This is a genomic window from Pontixanthobacter aquaemixtae (genome assembly GCF_009827395.1).
Classification (GTDB): Bacteria; Pseudomonadota; Alphaproteobacteria; order Sphingomonadales; family Sphingomonadaceae; genus Pontixanthobacter; species Pontixanthobacter aquaemixtae.
In genome coordinates this window covers 1,823,015-1,838,914 of sequence record NZ_WTYX01000001.1, presented here as the reverse complement: position 1 = coordinate 1,838,914, position 15,900 = coordinate 1,823,015, and the positions used below count along the sequence as shown (strand labels likewise).

Here is a 15,900-nt window from a genome sequence, read left to right as displayed (position 1 = left end):
GTTTATTCAGCCCCGCCAGTCCATTGCCTAGCGGATATGTGCTATGACCTGCGCTGAAGGCAGTATTTGTACAGCAAAATCTGCGTGAGGCTAAAAACGCCAGCCGAGCACGATTGACCCAGTAACAGCGCGTTCGTCGCCCCCGAAGAGGCCGCGCAAGTCTCCGCCGATCGCCCAGCCGTTCCCAAGGTCATATCGACCCCCCGCGGAAATCAACGCCGCTGATCCATTGGTACGCGGACTGCGCACCGGGAACAGTTCGGCCGGGGCGCCCTCCAGGGCCATCGAAACCTGGCTGAATCTCGAACGGCGGTCGACATACTGTGCGCTCACGTCGAAATTGCCACCTGCAGCTTGCCAGTTGGCAAAAACGCCTGCGCCATAGCGGGTGATGCTATCAGCATCGCCGCTGCCGGACAGGTTCAGGCTTTCGGCGCCTGTTTCAGAATATCGACCGAGGTCAGCATCGACATAGCTTATCGATGCCACCGGCCCGGCCGCCCAATTGGAACCGACTGGAAAGCCATAGCGGATCTCGCCTGCCAGCCCGATAGTTTCGATATCGACAGTCGCCCGCGCAACGCGTGCAATTGTGCCGAAAGCTACCTCACGGACGACATCGGCCTCGCCGTCACCATAGCTGACAGCGCCGGTCACCGTTGGCCCGGTATTGCCGCTGCCGTATCGGCCATATCCGCCAATGCTCCAACCATTATACATAAGGTTGGAATTGCGGTGGTCGATCTCCAGCCCGCCCCGGAAATAGCCTACAGCTGCGCCAAAGGCCCACTTATTGTCCGGGCCTCTATAGTCCATTCCCAGATCGAAACGGAGCGAGTCATTATTGACGTCCGCGGCATTGCCGTCTTCGTCAACAGTGCCCGCGCGGCCGCCCACTCCGCCCCAAATTCCCCAGCCCGTTCCGCTTTGTTCATGCGCTCGCGCGGTCAATCTGCCGGTCGCCATCATCGCGCGTTCGGCACCATCGGCTTGCAGCGTTGCGTAGACTTCGCCCGACGCCTGATCAAAAGCGTCGCGTGCCGATACCGCATCCATAAACAGGATCTGCGTGTAAATGTCCGCGGCATCGGTTCCCGCTGTCTGATCGAGACGGTCCAACCGATTTGCTGAGTTCAATTGGTTAAATGTCAGCGCTGCGGTCTGGAACAATCCGCCAGGAATCGGGTCTGGTCCTGTGCCACCGGTTGGTGGGGGAGGCGGTGGTGGTGTCGGGGGCGGCGGCGGAGGAGGCGGGGGCGGCGTGACATTGTTGGGAGTCAATGTCAGCACCACATCGTTGCCGTCGCCTCCACTATAGCTGACAGTTGGCGTCAGAAACGCCAGTTCATTGGTTATCGCACCGAATGTGCCATTGATCGCATCCGCCGCATCATTGCCGATAATGATATAGTTGAACGGGTCGGTTCCATCGAAATTGCCGCCTGCCATATCGCGTACGTTCAACGTCGCTCCGCCGAGCGTGACCGTGCCGGTGACATTGATCCGATCGGCTTCTCCCTGATCATTGGCGTCGACAACGAACACCGCCTGATCGGTCAGCGTCAGATCGCCGATTTCAAACAGGCCTGGTCCACCATTGGCACCGGTTGGAGAGATTGTGGCTTGCCCCTGAACGTCGAGGGAGCCGAACGTGCCGAAGCCTTCCAGAAAGGCACCGGGGCGGATGGTGACGGCAACCGTGTCGAGATCGATATCGTCGAAGATCATTGTGCCTTCGCGAATATCGAAGACTGGATTGTTCTCCAGCGCGATGACATTGATGATCGGGCCATCATCGCGATCTTCTGTGAAACTATCTGCAGCTAGCGATGTTCCGCGGATAGTCCATGTACCTTCACCCTCTTTGATCAGTTCCTCGAAAAGGGCAATTGGCGAGACACCTAGGTCAAGAAGTCCATTGGTGCCAGCTACGCCGTTGAAGAAAATCTGATCGGTATCTTCCGACCGTTCCCCGACAAAGAAGCTTCCGGCCAAAGTGCCGGAAATCTGCGCGGTCGGGAGCAGGACAATAATATCGTTGCCACTTGACCCCCTAAAAGCGAAGCCGTTTTCTCTTTCGCTCCGCACCTCGCCAGCGATTGTCACTGTCAGTTCCATCCACGGGTTGATCGCCGGATCGCGGAAGTCTTCGCTATCATTGCCTTGGCTATGCTGGATCGCGTGGAAATCACTCGATATGACGCGCGCGCCCTCAGCGACGTTGATAAAGCCGAAGCGATCACCAGTGACGGCACCGTCAAAATAATTGTCGCTTATAAGGATCGCATTGTCTTGTGCGACAATAGAACCACTGACATCGATATTAACGGTCCCCGCCTCCAACTGGCGTACCGAAACGCCTGATCTAGCCTCGATTTCGCCGTCGATGGTGATGTCCGCATTCGAAGCCGCATCGATTGCGAAGCCAACGCCAGATTGTTCGATGCGTGCGCCTTCTTCCAAAATGAAGGAGAGCCCGCGCGATAGGCGGCCGCCCCGATCATCATTTACGCTCCGGGCATTGGCAAAGGCGGACGTTCCAACAACGCGCACCAGAGAACCGGACTGCATTGTTATGTTCGCATTGTCGAGAAATTCGATGAAACCTTGTCCACCCACCGGATTTTCCGCAGAAATCACGGTGCCGTCGCCGATATCAAGCGTGAGATTGTCGATCGCGCTGATCGCGATCTGGTCAAATGTCGTGATTGTAGCGTCTGTCAGGCTGATCGTCGCGTCGTCGCGAACCTGTATCCCGCCCAGAATTCCGTTCCTTGAGCCGAGGCCGGTGAAATCCTGCACAATATCGATAGCTCCGCCATCGATCGTGATCATCGCATCGTCACCAAGGAACATCGCGCCGCCGCCATTGCCTTGCACGCTGATTAGCGAGCCCAGTCGCATATCGACGGTGACCCCATCGGCCGGGAACCTGCCACCATCGATTGCGACGCCGCGCTCGCCAGTAAGATCTGCTCCGCCAGTGGTGATGATCTGCGAATTCTCGCCCACAAGAACCGACGAATTGTCGCCCAGCTCTATTGCGTTGTTGAAAGCCGTCACCACCGATCCATTGCGCAACCGGATATCGGCGTTCTCGCCAACCGTTAAGGCAGAGGGGATCGCAGCACTTCCGCTTCGTCCGAAACCGCCTTCCGCAGTTACGGATGCATTGTCGAGATCGACAATTGCATTGTTGCCAACACGGATGCCGTAACTGCCATCGGCGGTCGTCAGAATACTAGAGCCGGCGCCCATATTGATCCGCGCGCCATCGCCCAGCCGAATTCCGTCCTGCAACAGGCCATCGGTGCGAATATCCGCATCGGTGAGGATATTGACCGCTACGTCAGCCGCAGTGCCATTGCGCACACCATCAGGGTCAGGATTGTCGCCATTCGCATCACAAGTGACTGTCACCCCGCTATTGGGCGTGTTGTCGTCGCACTCTGCCCTGGCTGGAGAGGCAGAAAAAATAGCCAGACCGATCACGGTAATCGAAGTCCCGTGGCGAAGCGCGCGTTGGTAATATTTCGTGAAACCGGTGCTCATGCAATCCCTCCTGATGCAGCACCGCATGACGCAGTGCTTCAATCAAAGAAGCGCAAGAATAGGAAAATAGAGATCAGATAAATTTGGCTGTTGCTGTCACGGGACTTGTTGCGACTTTATTTTCACGTGTGCGGAGCTGTTCGAAAAGAGGGCGATTTTACAGCGTCATAGCTTCTGGCATTTTGACTAAATACGCGCGAGAGAAACAGCAAGATTGAGCTCCAATAGCTAGAGCCTGTCAGCCGTCCATAGAGCACCAACAATCATTTCAAAAAATTGCCAACAACCTTCTTGCGAATGATAATTAGTCGCATTAATGGGCTGTTGTCTGCGAATGATTCGCAATTAAGGAGCCGTATCTTGTCCATCCGTACCCAGTGTCTTGCCTCCGTTTCGATCCTCTGTGCCTCAATGTTCGCGGTCTCCGCTGCGCATGCGCAAGAAAGCGAACCCAGTGGAGACGACGCGATCGTGGTTTGGGGAACGCAGGTAGTAGCCGATGGCCTGGCTCTCGGAGAGGAAGATATCTCAATCCGCCAGGCTGATCACCTTAGCGATCTTTTGCGCCCCATTCCGGGTGTGGACGTTGGTGGCACCCACTCAGTCAACACCCGCATAAACTTCCGCGGCCTCGATGACCGCGATCTCAATGTCTACATCGATGGCGCGCTTCAGACGAACTATATCTACCACCACATTGGCAATCTGCTGATCAACCCCGACATCTTGCGATCGGCAGAGATCCAGCTCGGAACCAATAGCGTGACCCATGGCGGTCTTGGGGGAGCGATCCGTTTCGACACGCTGGATGCGGCCGACGTACTCCGCGAAGGCCGCAATATTGGCGGGCGTATCGCGGGTGGCTGGGCGAGCAACGAATTGTGGTCAGGATCGGCGACGCTTTACGGGCAAGCCGGAGGCCTTGATCTGCTCGCCTATTACAACCGTGTCGATCGTGGCAATTTTGAAGATGGTTCGGGTCGCGCAACTATTGGCAGCGATGGGGTGACCCAAAACGCATTGGTAAAGGCGCGCTACAACTTCTCCGATGAGCATTCGATCCGCGCAAGTTATGACCGCTATTGGGACAAGGGCGACTACACCCAGCGCCCCGATATGGGCGTATTGACCAACGCCGCGATCACCGGCGACATTTTGCTACCGACCGAATATACACGCGAAACGCTGAATTTCGGATATGATGGCGACTTCGGTGATGCGCTGGACGTCTCGCTGACAGTCTATACCAACGATCTAAAGCTGTATCGCGACGAGAGCAATCCGGGCATCCCCCGCGGAATTCTTACCGATCGTCAGGTGACCGCCGACAATTGGGGCGCCAACCTACTTGCGCAGTCGCGGCTATCCACTGGCGGGCTCGATCATAGTTTCAACTATGGGTTCGAATATTTCGATCAAACTTTCGACTATGTCTCTGACGTAACCGGTGGTGCGCCGTCGCAGGGGCAGGAGTCGGAAAGCCTCGCCTTCTTTGTCGAGGACGATATCTGGCTAGCTGACGGTGTCGTCAACATCCGCCCGGGCATTCGGTATAATACCCACAGCGTCGATTATCTCACCTCTGGCCAGGGCGATAAATGGGACAAGCTGACATGGGGCCTTGCAGGGGGCGTGGAACCGGTGGACGGCCTGCGCATTTTTGCCAGCTACACAACATTGTTCCGGGGCCCCGAACTGGCTGAACCATTTGGAGGGAACGCAGTCGTCAAGATCATCAATCCGGATTTGCAACCAGAGACCGGCGACAATTTCGAAGCGGGTGCAGAGCTGCGTCAGCCCTTCGATGGCGGGGCGTTTGGGCTGACTGCGCGCTTCTTCGAGACGACGATCGACGACTATATTGGCGAGGTGCCAAGCGGCACGGTGGCCGGTGCGGTTTGGGATGCCAATCTTGGTACAGCCAAGATCGACGGATTTGAACTTGGCGCCAATCTGCGGACCTCGAATTTCGATGCCTTCGCCGGGTTCTCTTCGTCGGAACTGGATGCCTCGCGGCTCACCAATGCTGATCTTACCGAGAGCTTGCGCGAAATCGGTGACAAACTATCGGGTGAACTGGTGTGGAACAGCGATAACAGCGCGATCCAGATCGGCACCAACATCCAGCACACTTTTGATCAGACCACGGCCGCCGGCGACAACAAGCCTGCCTATACTGTGGTAAATCTTTCGGGCCGCTGGGAAAACGCCCTTGCGATCGAAGGCATGTCACTCACCGCTGGCGTCGACAATCTGTTCGACGAGACTTACACCAGTCACGCCTCGCGTAGCGGGAACACTTTCCACCCTGTATTCGGGCCATTGGTACTGAACGATGTCGAGCCGGGGCGCAATTTCAAGCTCACCGCGGCATTCCGCTTCTAGGAATTGCAAAAAATGGCGACCGTTAAGGCTGGTGCGAACCCCTACCTTTCTCCCAAGGCCAAGGTGCAGCAGGTATGGTTGTTCGTCCATCGGTGGCTGGGAATAGCGCTCTTGATCCCGATGGCATTGCTGGGCCTGACGGGATCAGCGTTGGTCTGGCCTGCTGAAACCGAGCTGCTTGTTAACCCGCAAAGGTCGGTTGCCGCCAGCGCAGATCCGGCGAACATCACGGCGGCCCATATTGATGCCGCGAGCGAAGCAATGGAGGCGCACGGCCCGATCACCGCGGCGCTTATTGGTGAGCCCGGCTATCCCTTGATGCTGGGAACCAATCCGGTCGCGGGACCATTTATGGGTTTGGGGCCGCCAACCCGGATGGCGGCCTATATTGACCCTGACAACGCTGAATTTCTCGATTCGAAGCGCAGCACCGGCGACTTCATGTGGTATATGCATGCCATTCACGGCCACTTGCTGCTGAGCGGGGTAGGGCGCCCGGTGGTTGGTTTCATGGGCCTGTTTCTGATCATTTCGGCGGTAACCGGGTTGGTGGTGTGGTGGCCGGGGCGCAAGAAAATCATCGCTGCAATGCGATGGAGGCGGTGGGAAGGAAAAATGCTCAACATTCACCGCCAGTCAGGCGTGCTATTGTCGCTCGTCCTGATCGTGGAAGCATTTACGGGCGCATGGATATCCTTTCCCGCCTTCTTTACGATGATAGTCGAGCCCGGTGCCGAAGCGGCCGAAGGACACAGCCATGGACCGCGACCGGCTGGGGAACAGAAGGGCGCGGCTGCACCTCCTGTGTCTTTCTCCGGGGCAGAATGGGAGCGTACCCTGGATCAGGCACAATCGGCCTATCCCGGCCGCCCCGCTTCCATTCAGGCGCCGGCGACGGCCGATGGCGAATGGACGTTTATGATGATCGGAGCCAAAGGACCGGCTGAAATGCACGTCCCTGCCGTCCCCGGCACCGGCGAAATCGAGATTGGCTACCGTGCCCAATCCGCTGGCCGCGCGACCAAGGTCGCTCATGTCATGGACGGAATTCATGCTGCCTCGATCGGTGGCCCGATCTGGCAGTGGCTGACATTTCTGAGCGGCATTTTTCTCGCGTTCTTGAGCGTGAGCGGACTCTATGTTTGGAGCAAGCGCAAGCTGAAGCGCTCGCGGCACGGAACCTAGCCTTACGTTGCAACTGGTTTGCAAGTCGCAAGCTGTTTGTCGCCGGTCTGGCAGGCTCGACCCAGAGGCGGACGACCGGTCATTCTGGCCCAGCTATGTCAGGCCCATCATTGCCGCAGCGATCACGGGTGCGCCCAGCAACAGGAAGCACCCCAGCACCACGCGCAATCCTTCGCGTACGGCCAAGCGCCCGGTCAGCAGAAGCAGCCCGACATATGCTACCCCAAGCACGCACAGGCCGATGGCTATGCTGCCAAGCAATGTCCCGGTTATCCAATCTATCGCGTTCTGAAGCGCATTTCCGCCTGCCGGTTCGAACAGTGAAGCCGATTGTGCTGCCAGCATTGCTTACTCTGCCACCAGAATCTCTGACACGCGGCGCTTGCCCGCGCGGCGTTCCAGCTGGACAAACACATCAATGCTCTCGCGGACGTAATGCCTTACATCGTCGCGTGAAAGCCGTGACCCGGTCTGCAGGACCAGCAGCGCCAGCTGCTCGATCGCGCGTTGCGGGGTGTCGGCGTGGATCGTTGTTATCGAACCTGGATGGCCGGTGTTCACGGCGCGCAGGAAGGTAAATGCCTCGCTTCCGCGCAGCTCCCCCAAAATTATCCGGTCGGGGCGCATCCGCAGCGCGGCGATGAGCAAATCCTCCGCGCTGACATCAGCTTCTCCCATCTCTCCGCGTGCGGCCAACAGCCCGACCGCGTTTTGGTGAGTCAGCCTGAGTTCTTCGGTGTCCTCAATCAGGATCAATCGTTCATCCTGGGGGATTTCGGCGAGCAGTCCGTTGAGGAATGTTGTTTTGCCGGTCGAGGTTCCGCCGGAAATGAGGATGTTGCGCCTGTCCGCAACCGCTTTGCGAAGAAACTCAACCGCCTGACTGCCGTCGAGCCTGCGGTATTTCCGGCTCTGGTCAATTGCTGCATCGCCGCCCTGCATTCGCGAGAAAGCATCGCCATCCTGCCAGTCAGAAAGCGACATGGTGGAGGCGACATGCCGGCGAATGGCGATCACATGACCGGCGCGCGTGGCCGGCGGAGCAACCACTTGCACGCGCGATCCATCGGGCAATGAGGCCGCGAGCAGCGGCTGTCTGCGATTGATGCCTTGCGAATTGGCAGCCGCAATCTGTCTCGATAACCGGCCGAGCATTTCTTCATCAAGCGCCTCGATCCGTTCAGTCGTGATCCCCCCGCCGAGCGATTCCACCCAAACCTCGCCCGGCCGATTGACGAAAATGTCGGTAACGTCATCGCGCGCCAAGATCGGCGCAAGCGGCGCGAGAAAGCTATCGAGATAATAGCCGGTTTGCATGGTCAGGAATCGACGGTCGAGAAATCGAGATCGCGTGCAACAAACACCGAAACGCTGGTGCCGTGCTTGATCTTGAGCGTCCTTTGAACACGGTTGCCGTCGCGGATTTGCACATTCTGGGTGCTCCCCGGAAGCGCGACCACAACACCGTTACCAACTTCCTGCGTTGCGAGGCCCACACCGATATCAAGCACCGACTGCAGGATCGCGCCGCCAAAACGCTGGAGGAATTTGCTGTCGACGCTGCCCCTAATCCCCGCGCGGCCAAGCGGATCGGAAGAGGGCGAATCCAAAGCGATTGTCACCCCATCCGGCCGGATCAGCCGGGTCCATTGGACGAGCGCACGGTTTTGCCCTGCTTCGAGCCCGGAATCATATTCACCGTAAAGCCGGCTACCGCGCGGGACGAGTATGCGCGTTCCGTCAAATCCGTACACATTGCGCTGGACCAGTGCCCGTGCGGCACCCGGGCGGGTCGAGTCGAGCGCGGTTTCGAGCACCGCCGGGATCACCGTTCCCTGAGGAACGGTGTAGGAAGGCCTGACAAATCGCTTTGCTGTTACCCGGCTTCCAGCGGCAGCAACTTCAGCCGCCGCAGTCGAAGTGCCGGTATTGGCATTGTTGTCAAATATGATTGCCGGTTGAGCAGGCAGCGGCGGCTCCGGGTAGACCGGTGGCGGGGCTGGCAGCCGATTGTCGGGCAGAGTCGGTGCTTGACGGACAGCCGCCGGTGGTGGGGCGGCCCTTGCCAAGGAAACCGGGGCAGGTGTCAAAGTGCGCGATTGCGGGAGCAGGTCACGCGTATCCCGCAGATCCGGTGAGGGCCCAGAGATCACCAAAGGCGGGGCGGCTGCAATGCGTTGTCCGGTTGCGACAGGATTGATTGCATCGGCTTTGCCTTGCATTTCCAATCTGCCGGCATTCATCATCGAAAACAGCCAAGCGCCACCGGCGATCAGGGCAAGCCCGAATAACCATGGCCCGATACTGCTGATTTTTTTGGGAGCAACGACGGGATAGATGTCATCGGCTTCTTCAGCGTGCGCCGTCATCGCTTGCCTCCCTGTTGCGTTTGGCGGTGGCCTTCTTCTTGTCGATCCGGAAGACCAGTTCGCGGTGCACACGGTCGATTACAAAGACATTCCCGCGCATATAGCCGTTGATTACTTGCTCATCGCCGGTGGGGCCGATGGCAAAGACAGCCGGAAGCGCTTGCTCTGCCCCGTATGTAATGCGCGTTCTGACACCATCATCTTCGATGGTTTGGGGGCGCACCTCGCGGTCCCCCTTTAGGCGATAATGCCAGACTTCACCGGTTGGCTCTGCAAGCACCGGAAGCGCGGGCTCTGGAACCGCGCCGCCATAGATGAATTTGACCAGATAGGCGGCAGTGAGACTGCGCGCCGATTGCACGGTGAAGTTATAGTCACGGCGGTCCGATTGGACAGCCAAGTTTGCAGCAACATCTGCGACGCGCGGCATGATCAACAAACTGTCACCCTCTGCCGAAACACGCACATCCAACTGGTCCTGCCGGTCCAGCGAAACACGGCGGATTTGTTCGCCCGGTTCAAGCAGAACGGTGAGAGCCGTATTGGGCAAAGAGGTCAGGATCACTTCCTGCCCTGGAGCCCATTCGATGGATTGGATACGCGGGTTCTCCGCGCTTGGCTGGGGCAAAATCTGTGCGGTCGTTGCGCCCGCCAAGCCCACACCGGTAAACAGTCCCACGATGACCGCAAAGGCGCGCCAGCTGATCATGGAGCGGTGTTCTCTTCCGAAGTAACCGGCATTGCATCTTCGCGTGCGGCTTCGACTTCGGGCAATGTTTCCGCGCTGCGGCGGTAACGCAAAACCTGAAAGCCGAGCGGATTGATGAACCGGTCTGCCTCGCTCATTTCCGCGGTCGAGAACTGGTAGTCAATGACTGCGGCCCAATATTCAGGAGCCAGAGCGCGGCCCGTTTGATCGGTTTGCGTCGTGGTAAAGCGGACCAGAGAACGATTGGCGGCGAGCGACGAAATGCTGCGGACATCCGCTTTGATCGTTCCCCCACGCGGCACAAAGGAAAGCGGGTTTTGCGGATTTCCGTCTTCCATCAGATCGATATATCGCTGACGCTCGTTTCCGCCCGTCCACAGTGTGACCTTGCGGTAATCATCCTGAACCGAGTCGTAATCGAAGTGTTCTCTTGTGCTGACATATTGCACCAGAAACGCCTTGGTCAGCGCAGCGTCGGGGGCGACGGTTTGCGGGTCCAGCGAAGACAGGGTCTCTACATTGCCCGTCTGCCGGTCCACCAGAATTGTATAGGGCTCTACCGTCTTGAGCGGGGTCAGGATTACCAATGCGATGGCTTCGAGTATCGCGATAATGCCGAACGCCGCTGCGACCCACCATGCTCTGCGCGTCGAGCGCTCCAGATCACCGGTTACGCTTTGCGTCCAGCTATCGGACATCTCTGACGCTGGATCAAAATCATCCAGTTCGCTCACGATGGTCGATCCTTTCGCATTATATCAAATCTGTTGCGCTTTACTGTGCGCCTGAAGGAGCTGCCGAGACGAGGGGCCTGTTGTTCGGCAGCGTTTTGCGCCGCCGGTTTTGCGCTGTCTTGCCTGTTGGGACCATCGCCAGTGATTGATCGGATGGAGGTGCGCGAGGCGTCTCTGTATTCTTCGCGGCGCATGATTGTCTCGACATTGTCAGCAATAAGTTGCGCACGCGAAGGGCGGATCTGGACGTCCACATTCGGGCTGGGCATTCTATACGAATCGAAAGGATTGGTCTGCCAGCCGCGCGGCCGAGCGGGGAGCGAAATCCAGCCGCGCGCGAAAGCGACTTTGGCGAGCAGCCAGATCATGGCGAGCTGGGCAACCGCAAAAGCAGCTGAAATTGCAAATAATTCGATGGGCGCTGACGGTATGGCATAACCCAGTTCGCGGACTCGCGTTGCGTCCGCCAGCCACGGCTCCAATATCGATAGCTCTATCAGCAACACGACCGAAATAGCAATCGATCCCAGCATCGAGAGAGTCAGCCCTTTAATCCATCCCGCAAAGAGCCCGCGCGTGGCTTCAAACAGCAACATGCCCGCGGCCAGCGGTGCCAGCGCAAGCAGCAAGGCAGCAATGATCCGGATTATGACAAGGGAACCCATTATTCCCGAAAGGTAGAACATCCTTCCATAGCCAAACGCCGTGTCGTCTTGAAGCGAAGTTCCGGCAAAGGACGCTCCCGTAGTGCTGCCTTCGAGAGCAGCTCCGGTATTTCGCCCGGTTCCCATCTCGGTCAATTGAACAATGGCGGCGTCTGCCTGCTGCAAGCGGACCGCCAGCCGCCCATTTTCCTGATTGAGCGATGGAGAAACGACTGCTGTAACCACTTCAGCCGGGCCATCCACCACCACGTCATGCACAACCGTGCGAAAAGCAGGCCATGAGAATGCCAGAGTAAGAACGATCCCGACTTTGAGCAGATCGTAGATAACATCGCGCGCACCGGGTGTGGGGCCGAACAATAGCCGCAGCGCAAACAGGGCCACGAACAGAGTCAGCAGCCCGGTCATGATGTTGGATGCGAGCGATCCCGGCTGGCTCAACGCCTGATAGCCGTAACTGCCCAGAAATTGGGCCTGACAATCGATATGCTCGATTACGCGCAACAGAAAACGGTCGCCGGTCAGGATCGCGGGGCAGGCCATCAAGCAGCGCGCTCCAACAGCAGATGCATCCAGTTTTGCGGGTCGGCCCCGGTCTTGCCAACGAGCTCGTCAAAGATGCGGACCGTGCTTTCGCGGCCCGACAGAATTGTCAGCAACTCTTGTTCGTTGGACAGGTTCAGCCGTGCAACTACGCTTTCCTTGCCGTGCTTGATCAGGAAGCAGTGCGAATTGTCGGGTAGTGAACGGACAAGTTCGAATTCGTGCGGGCTAAGGCCAAAGCCCTGAATGTAATCCTCGGCCCGGGCCTTTGGATTAATCATGAAGATTTGTGTGGCCGCCTGTTCGATGATGGCGCTGGCGATCTGGCTCTCCAACGCGTCCTGCGCACTCTGCGTTGCGAAACCGACGATCCCGTTGCGTTTGCGGATGGTCTTTTCCCAATCCTTGATCTTGCGCACGAAGACCGGATCATCGAGCGCTTTCCACCCTTCATCGACGACCAGGATGGTTGGGTTGCCATCCAGTCGCTGTTCCACGCGGTGGAAGAAATACAACATTGCAGGCGTCCGCGCGACCGGATGATCGAGGATCGCGGTCATATCGAAACCAACGGTCTGCGATGTCAGATCGGTCGTGTCTTTCTCGTTGTCGAATAGCCATGCATGCTCGCCGTTACCGAACCAGGGCTGCAAGCGGGAATAAAGATCGCCGGGTTGCGGACGATCATGACCCCGGCACAATTCGGCAAAATGCCGCAGGCGGCGCATCTCTTTAGGCTGCTCAAAATTGGCTGCCAGAGCGTCCCTTAGCTGTTCGCGTTCTTCGCTGCTCACTTCGCCAACCAGAAGCGTCAGCCAATCCTGCAAGAACGCCGCATTGATCGGTGTATTGCTGAGCTGGAGCGGGTTCAGCCCGGACGCCATCGAGGGATCGAGCCGGTCATACTGTCCGCCAATCGCGCGGATAAACAGCTCTGCCCCGCGATCCTTGTCAAAGAAGATCGTGCGCGGTTTGAACTTCTGTGCCTGCGCCAGCAGGAAATTGAGCACCACGGTTTTGCCCGAACCGGACGGACCGATCACGGTAAAATTGCCCAGGTCCTTTTGATGGAAATTGAAGAAATACGGGCCCGCAGCGGTGGTTTCGAACAGCGTAACCGCTTCGCCCCAATGGTTGCCATGCACTTGCCCGACGGGGAAATTGTGCAGGCTGGCAAGGCCGGCAAAATTGGTCGTGGAAACCAATCCGCGGCGCGGGAGATAGCGGAAATTGGCGGGGAACTGCGCCCAGAATGTCGGTTCCAGCGCAATATCTTCGCGGACTGCATTGATGCCAAGGTCTGCCAGCAACGCAATGATTTCGGCAACTTGCAGATTGAGCGTTTTCAGATCGCCCGCATGGATGGCGATGGTGGTGTGATGCTCTCCAAAACCCGCTCTGCCGGCGGCGACTTCGTCCTTCGCCTCGGTCAGTTCTTCGCGAAGGGACAAGGCCTCGTCTTCGGCGGAGCGCATCCGCCGCAATGCCAGATTCATTCGCCCAAGCGCTTGCTGACGTTCGACGAATGCGAAGCTCTGGCTGACATTGAGTTCGAAAGGCAACCGGTACAGCTCATCGAACATCCCCGGCATTGTCTGGCCCGGATAGTCCTTGATAGAAACAAGTGCGATGAACTTGCGGTCATTCGGCCCGTTAGGGGCGAGTTCGACCGTATCTTGCCCAAAGCTGATCCGGCGCGCCGGAATGTGATGCCCCAGTTCCCCATGCGGCAGCGCCATGGGACGCATTTCGGCGTTGAACAGATAGGAAAGAAATTCCAACGGTTCGGATCGCTCACCCGTATCGCTTTCATAACGCGACAGCACATGCGGATCGTATACGCCAAGCGATGCGACCAGTGCCTCGCGCGCATTGTCCAGCGCGTGCTTTTCTGCGGCCATCAGTGCGGCATTGTTTTGCGTCGACCGGGCAAACCAGCCGCGCAGCCGATCAGCCAGGCCGATCTGTCCTTGCAAGGGGCGCCTGACGATCGTCACGAACAGCTCGTTCACGTAAAGATGTTTGGCGCCAAGCCGTTTCTTCCAACGTTGATCGAGGCGCTGGGAAAAATCGTTAATATATTCGCCGTCCAACGCCACATCGGCCCGGCGCCGGACAACGTGGTGATACAGGGCAAAGCGTGACGTACCCAAAGTGCGCAGCATCGCATCGCGCAATTCGGCACGATAATTTAGCTCGTCACTGTCGGCAGTTTCAAAAAGCAATCCGCCCAGCCGGATCGTTTGCATCAACAAACCATCGCGCGTTTCGATGGTTATGTCATCTATATGGCGGGCATAGGGCAAATGGACGCCGGCTGGCGTTTCGCGCGCAATCACATTCGGGTCGCGCGTAACCGGTGGTTTGATCAGGGACGATAGGAATTGCATCGCCACATCCGGAAGTTTTTGACTCTGGGGCAATTGCGTACGCGGGTGATCCACAGGTCAAAGAAGCGCGGTTCGTGCAAGCAGAACAGCATTCCGACACCGTGCAGAACCAACGCAGCAAGAAGCACCCAAAGGCTTCTGAATATGAGGAACAGTTCGGCCGAGACAATCAGATTGATTACAAAAAACGTGAATGTCACGCCCGCAAACATTTGCGGCCGTGTTAGTGCTACGAACAGCGTATCGCGTCGCAGCCCATCACTCATCGATTCGAAAACCCCTCATCACGACCACCCTGCAATAGAATCGCGTGTGCTGGCAAGGGATTAACCAAGACGAATTCCGGCCCGGCGGGTGAGCTATACATTCAATAGGGCGTCAGACTATGTCGAATTGGCGCTGCTGAAATAGTTGCGCAGCGTCTTTAGAGATCCGCGAACAGTAACCGCCGCGCCAATAATGCGGCGCTCTTGGCGGTGACATTTTGTGGATCATGCGGGGGCGATAGTTCGACGATATCCGCCAGAGGGCAAGGGCAGTCCAACTCCCGGCAAGTTACCAAGACATGATCAACCAGATGTTCGATTGTTGAGAGATCGACCCCTCGGGCTGCGGGCGCGCTGACGCCGGGCGCCTGATAGTGCGGCAGAACATCAATATCGATGGTTAGATAGACGATCTCGGACCGCGAGATGATCTCACGAATTGCGCCGTCGGCAGCGTGTTTGTCTGCAATCAGCGCGTGATCGCTGACCATTGCCACGCCCCATTCTTGCGCGCGATTCATCAAAGCTTGGGTGTTCGATTCTTCCGCGACGCCCAAACATAGATAATCGAAATGCTCAGGGCGCAGCGCGCGAATTTGCGCGAAGGGCGTTCCGGATGATGGCCCGTTGTCACCGACAAGGCGCAGGTCGAGATGCGCATCGAGATTGATGATCCCGATTCTTTTGCTGACAAACTGCGCGGCAATTCCGCAATAGCTGCCAAATGCAGTCTCGTGCCCGCCGCCCAAAACAACCAGCCGGTCATGTCTCTCCAAAGCGTCGGATATGCGGGCGCTCAGTGCAGCCTGGCCCTCTTCCAGATCATCGTCGGTGATGACGATATTGCCAAGGTCGCTGAAGGGCTCTGCACCGCTTGGCGCGGCCATATTCGCCAGCGCATTTCGTAGTGATGCCGGGCCGGCAGCTGCGCCTTTTCGTCCCTTGTTGCGGATGACACCGGCTTCGCTCGCAAAGCCCAACACCGCGCGGCTTGCATCGTCAGCGATCAGGTGGTGCAAGCGAACGGCATCGGCCCCGTCTTCGGGGTCGGAGCGGCCATTCCAAGGCGCAGCAGGAATGAACTCAACAGCCATTTCGCGGC

The 15,900-nt window shown here is 57.8% G+C and carries 12 protein-coding genes; 2 read left to right on the top strand and 10 right to left on the bottom strand.

The features are described from left to right. Positions 1-90: 90 nt before the first annotated feature. Positions 91-3,552, bottom strand: coding sequence for an autotransporter outer membrane beta-barrel domain-containing protein (locus GRI41_RS08665; protein ID WP_160604474.1), 3,462 nt, complete (start codon positions 3,550-3,552; stop codon positions 91-93). 360 nt (positions 3,553-3,912) lie between these two features. Between GRI41_RS08665 and GRI41_RS08660 the strand changes: the two genes are divergently transcribed. Continuing rightward, a complete protein-coding gene (locus GRI41_RS08660; protein WP_202388685.1) occupies positions 3,913-5,937 on the top strand; it encodes a TonB-dependent receptor plug domain-containing protein in 2,025 nt (674 codons plus the stop codon). Between the two features lie 12 nt (positions 5,938-5,949). Further along, positions 5,950-7,122, top strand: a complete 1,173-nt coding sequence (locus GRI41_RS08655; RefSeq protein WP_160604472.1) for a PepSY-associated TM helix domain-containing protein — start codon at positions 5,950-5,952, stop codon at positions 7,120-7,122. 93 nt (positions 7,123-7,215) lie between these two features. Here GRI41_RS08655 and GRI41_RS08650 read toward each other — a convergent pair whose 3' ends face one another. From GRI41_RS08650 to hutG, 9 genes are all read right to left on the bottom strand, one after another. Then, entirely contained in the window at positions 7,216-7,467 is a 252-nt protein-coding gene (locus GRI41_RS08650) for a TrbC/VirB2 family protein (RefSeq protein ID WP_160604471.1), read from the bottom strand. A 3-nt stretch (positions 7,468-7,470) separates the two neighbouring features. Next, positions 7,471-8,439 carry a P-type DNA transfer ATPase VirB11 gene (gene virB11 / locus GRI41_RS08645; protein ID WP_160604470.1) on the bottom strand — a complete coding sequence of 323 codons (969 nt, stop codon included), beginning with the start codon at positions 8,437-8,439 and terminating at the stop codon, positions 7,471-7,473. A gap of 2 nt (positions 8,440-8,441) precedes the next feature. Beyond that, the gene (locus GRI41_RS08640; protein WP_235901106.1) at positions 8,442-9,491 is read right to left on the bottom strand and encodes a TrbI/VirB10 family protein; all 1,050 of its coding nucleotides are present in this window, start codon (positions 9,489-9,491) and stop codon (positions 8,442-8,444) included. Next, positions 9,475-10,200, bottom strand: a complete 726-nt coding sequence (locus GRI41_RS08635; RefSeq protein ID WP_160604469.1) for a TrbG/VirB9 family P-type conjugative transfer protein — start codon at positions 10,198-10,200, stop codon at positions 9,475-9,477. The genes GRI41_RS08640 and GRI41_RS08635 overlap by 17 nt, the downstream gene beginning before the upstream one ends. After that, positions 10,197-10,934 (bottom strand): virB8 family protein, encoded by a 738-nt coding sequence (locus GRI41_RS08630; RefSeq protein ID WP_160604468.1) that lies wholly within the window; start codon positions 10,932-10,934, stop codon positions 10,197-10,199. The genes GRI41_RS08635 and GRI41_RS08630 overlap by 4 nt, the downstream gene beginning before the upstream one ends. After that, entirely contained in the window at positions 10,931-12,142 is a 1,212-nt protein-coding gene (locus GRI41_RS08625) for a type IV secretion system protein (protein WP_235901180.1), read from the bottom strand. The genes GRI41_RS08630 and GRI41_RS08625 overlap by 4 nt, the downstream gene beginning before the upstream one ends. Further along, on the bottom strand, positions 12,142-14,532 hold the full coding sequence (locus GRI41_RS08620) for a VirB4 family type IV secretion/conjugal transfer ATPase (RefSeq protein WP_160604466.1): 2,391 nt from the start codon (positions 14,530-14,532) through the stop codon (positions 12,142-12,144). Before GRI41_RS08620 ends, GRI41_RS08625 begins: the two co-directional genes overlap by 1 nt. Beyond that, a complete protein-coding gene (locus GRI41_RS08615) occupies positions 14,511-14,798 on the bottom strand; it encodes a type IV secretion system protein VirB3 (protein WP_160604465.1) in 288 nt (95 codons plus the stop codon). Before GRI41_RS08615 ends, GRI41_RS08620 begins: the two co-directional genes overlap by 22 nt. A 158-nt stretch (positions 14,799-14,956) precedes the next feature. Then, entirely contained in the window at positions 14,957-15,892 is a 936-nt protein-coding gene (gene hutG / locus GRI41_RS08610) for a formimidoylglutamase (RefSeq protein ID WP_160604464.1), read from the bottom strand. Positions 15,893-15,900 lie beyond the last annotated feature (8 nt).

Bases quoted from the DNA above. Each gene is read 5' to 3' on its own strand.
- GRI41_RS08635 (WP_160604469.1), bottom strand. From the start codon at position 10,200: ATGATCAGCTGGCGCGCCTTTGCGGTCATCGTGGGACTGTTTACCGGT.
- GRI41_RS08665 (WP_160604474.1), bottom strand. From the start codon at position 3,552: ATGAGCACCGGTTTCACGAAATATTACCAACGCGCGCTTCGCCACGGG.
- GRI41_RS08655 (WP_160604472.1), top strand. From the start codon at position 5,950: ATGGCGACCGTTAAGGCTGGTGCGAACCCCTACCTTTCTCCCAAGGCC.
- GRI41_RS08625 (WP_235901180.1), bottom strand. From the start codon at position 12,142: ATGGCCTGCCCCGCGATCCTGACCGGCGACCGTTTTCTGTTGCGCGTA.
- GRI41_RS08640 (WP_235901106.1), bottom strand. From the start codon at position 9,491: ATGACGGCGCACGCTGAAGAAGCCGATGACATCTATCCCGTCGTTGCT.
- GRI41_RS08620 (WP_160604466.1), bottom strand. From the start codon at position 14,532: ATGCAATTCCTATCGTCCCTGATCAAACCACCGGTTACGCGCGACCCG.
- hutG (WP_160604464.1), bottom strand. From the start codon at position 15,892: ATGGCTGTTGAGTTCATTCCTGCTGCGCCTTGGAATGGCCGCTCCGAC.
- virB11 (WP_160604470.1), bottom strand. From the start codon at position 8,439: ATGCAAACCGGCTATTATCTCGATAGCTTTCTCGCGCCGCTTGCGCCG.
- GRI41_RS08615 (WP_160604465.1), bottom strand. From the start codon at position 14,798: ATGAGTGATGGGCTGCGACGCGATACGCTGTTCGTAGCACTAACACGG.
- GRI41_RS08650 (WP_160604471.1), bottom strand. From the start codon at position 7,467: ATGCTGGCAGCACAATCGGCTTCACTGTTCGAACCGGCAGGCGGAAAT.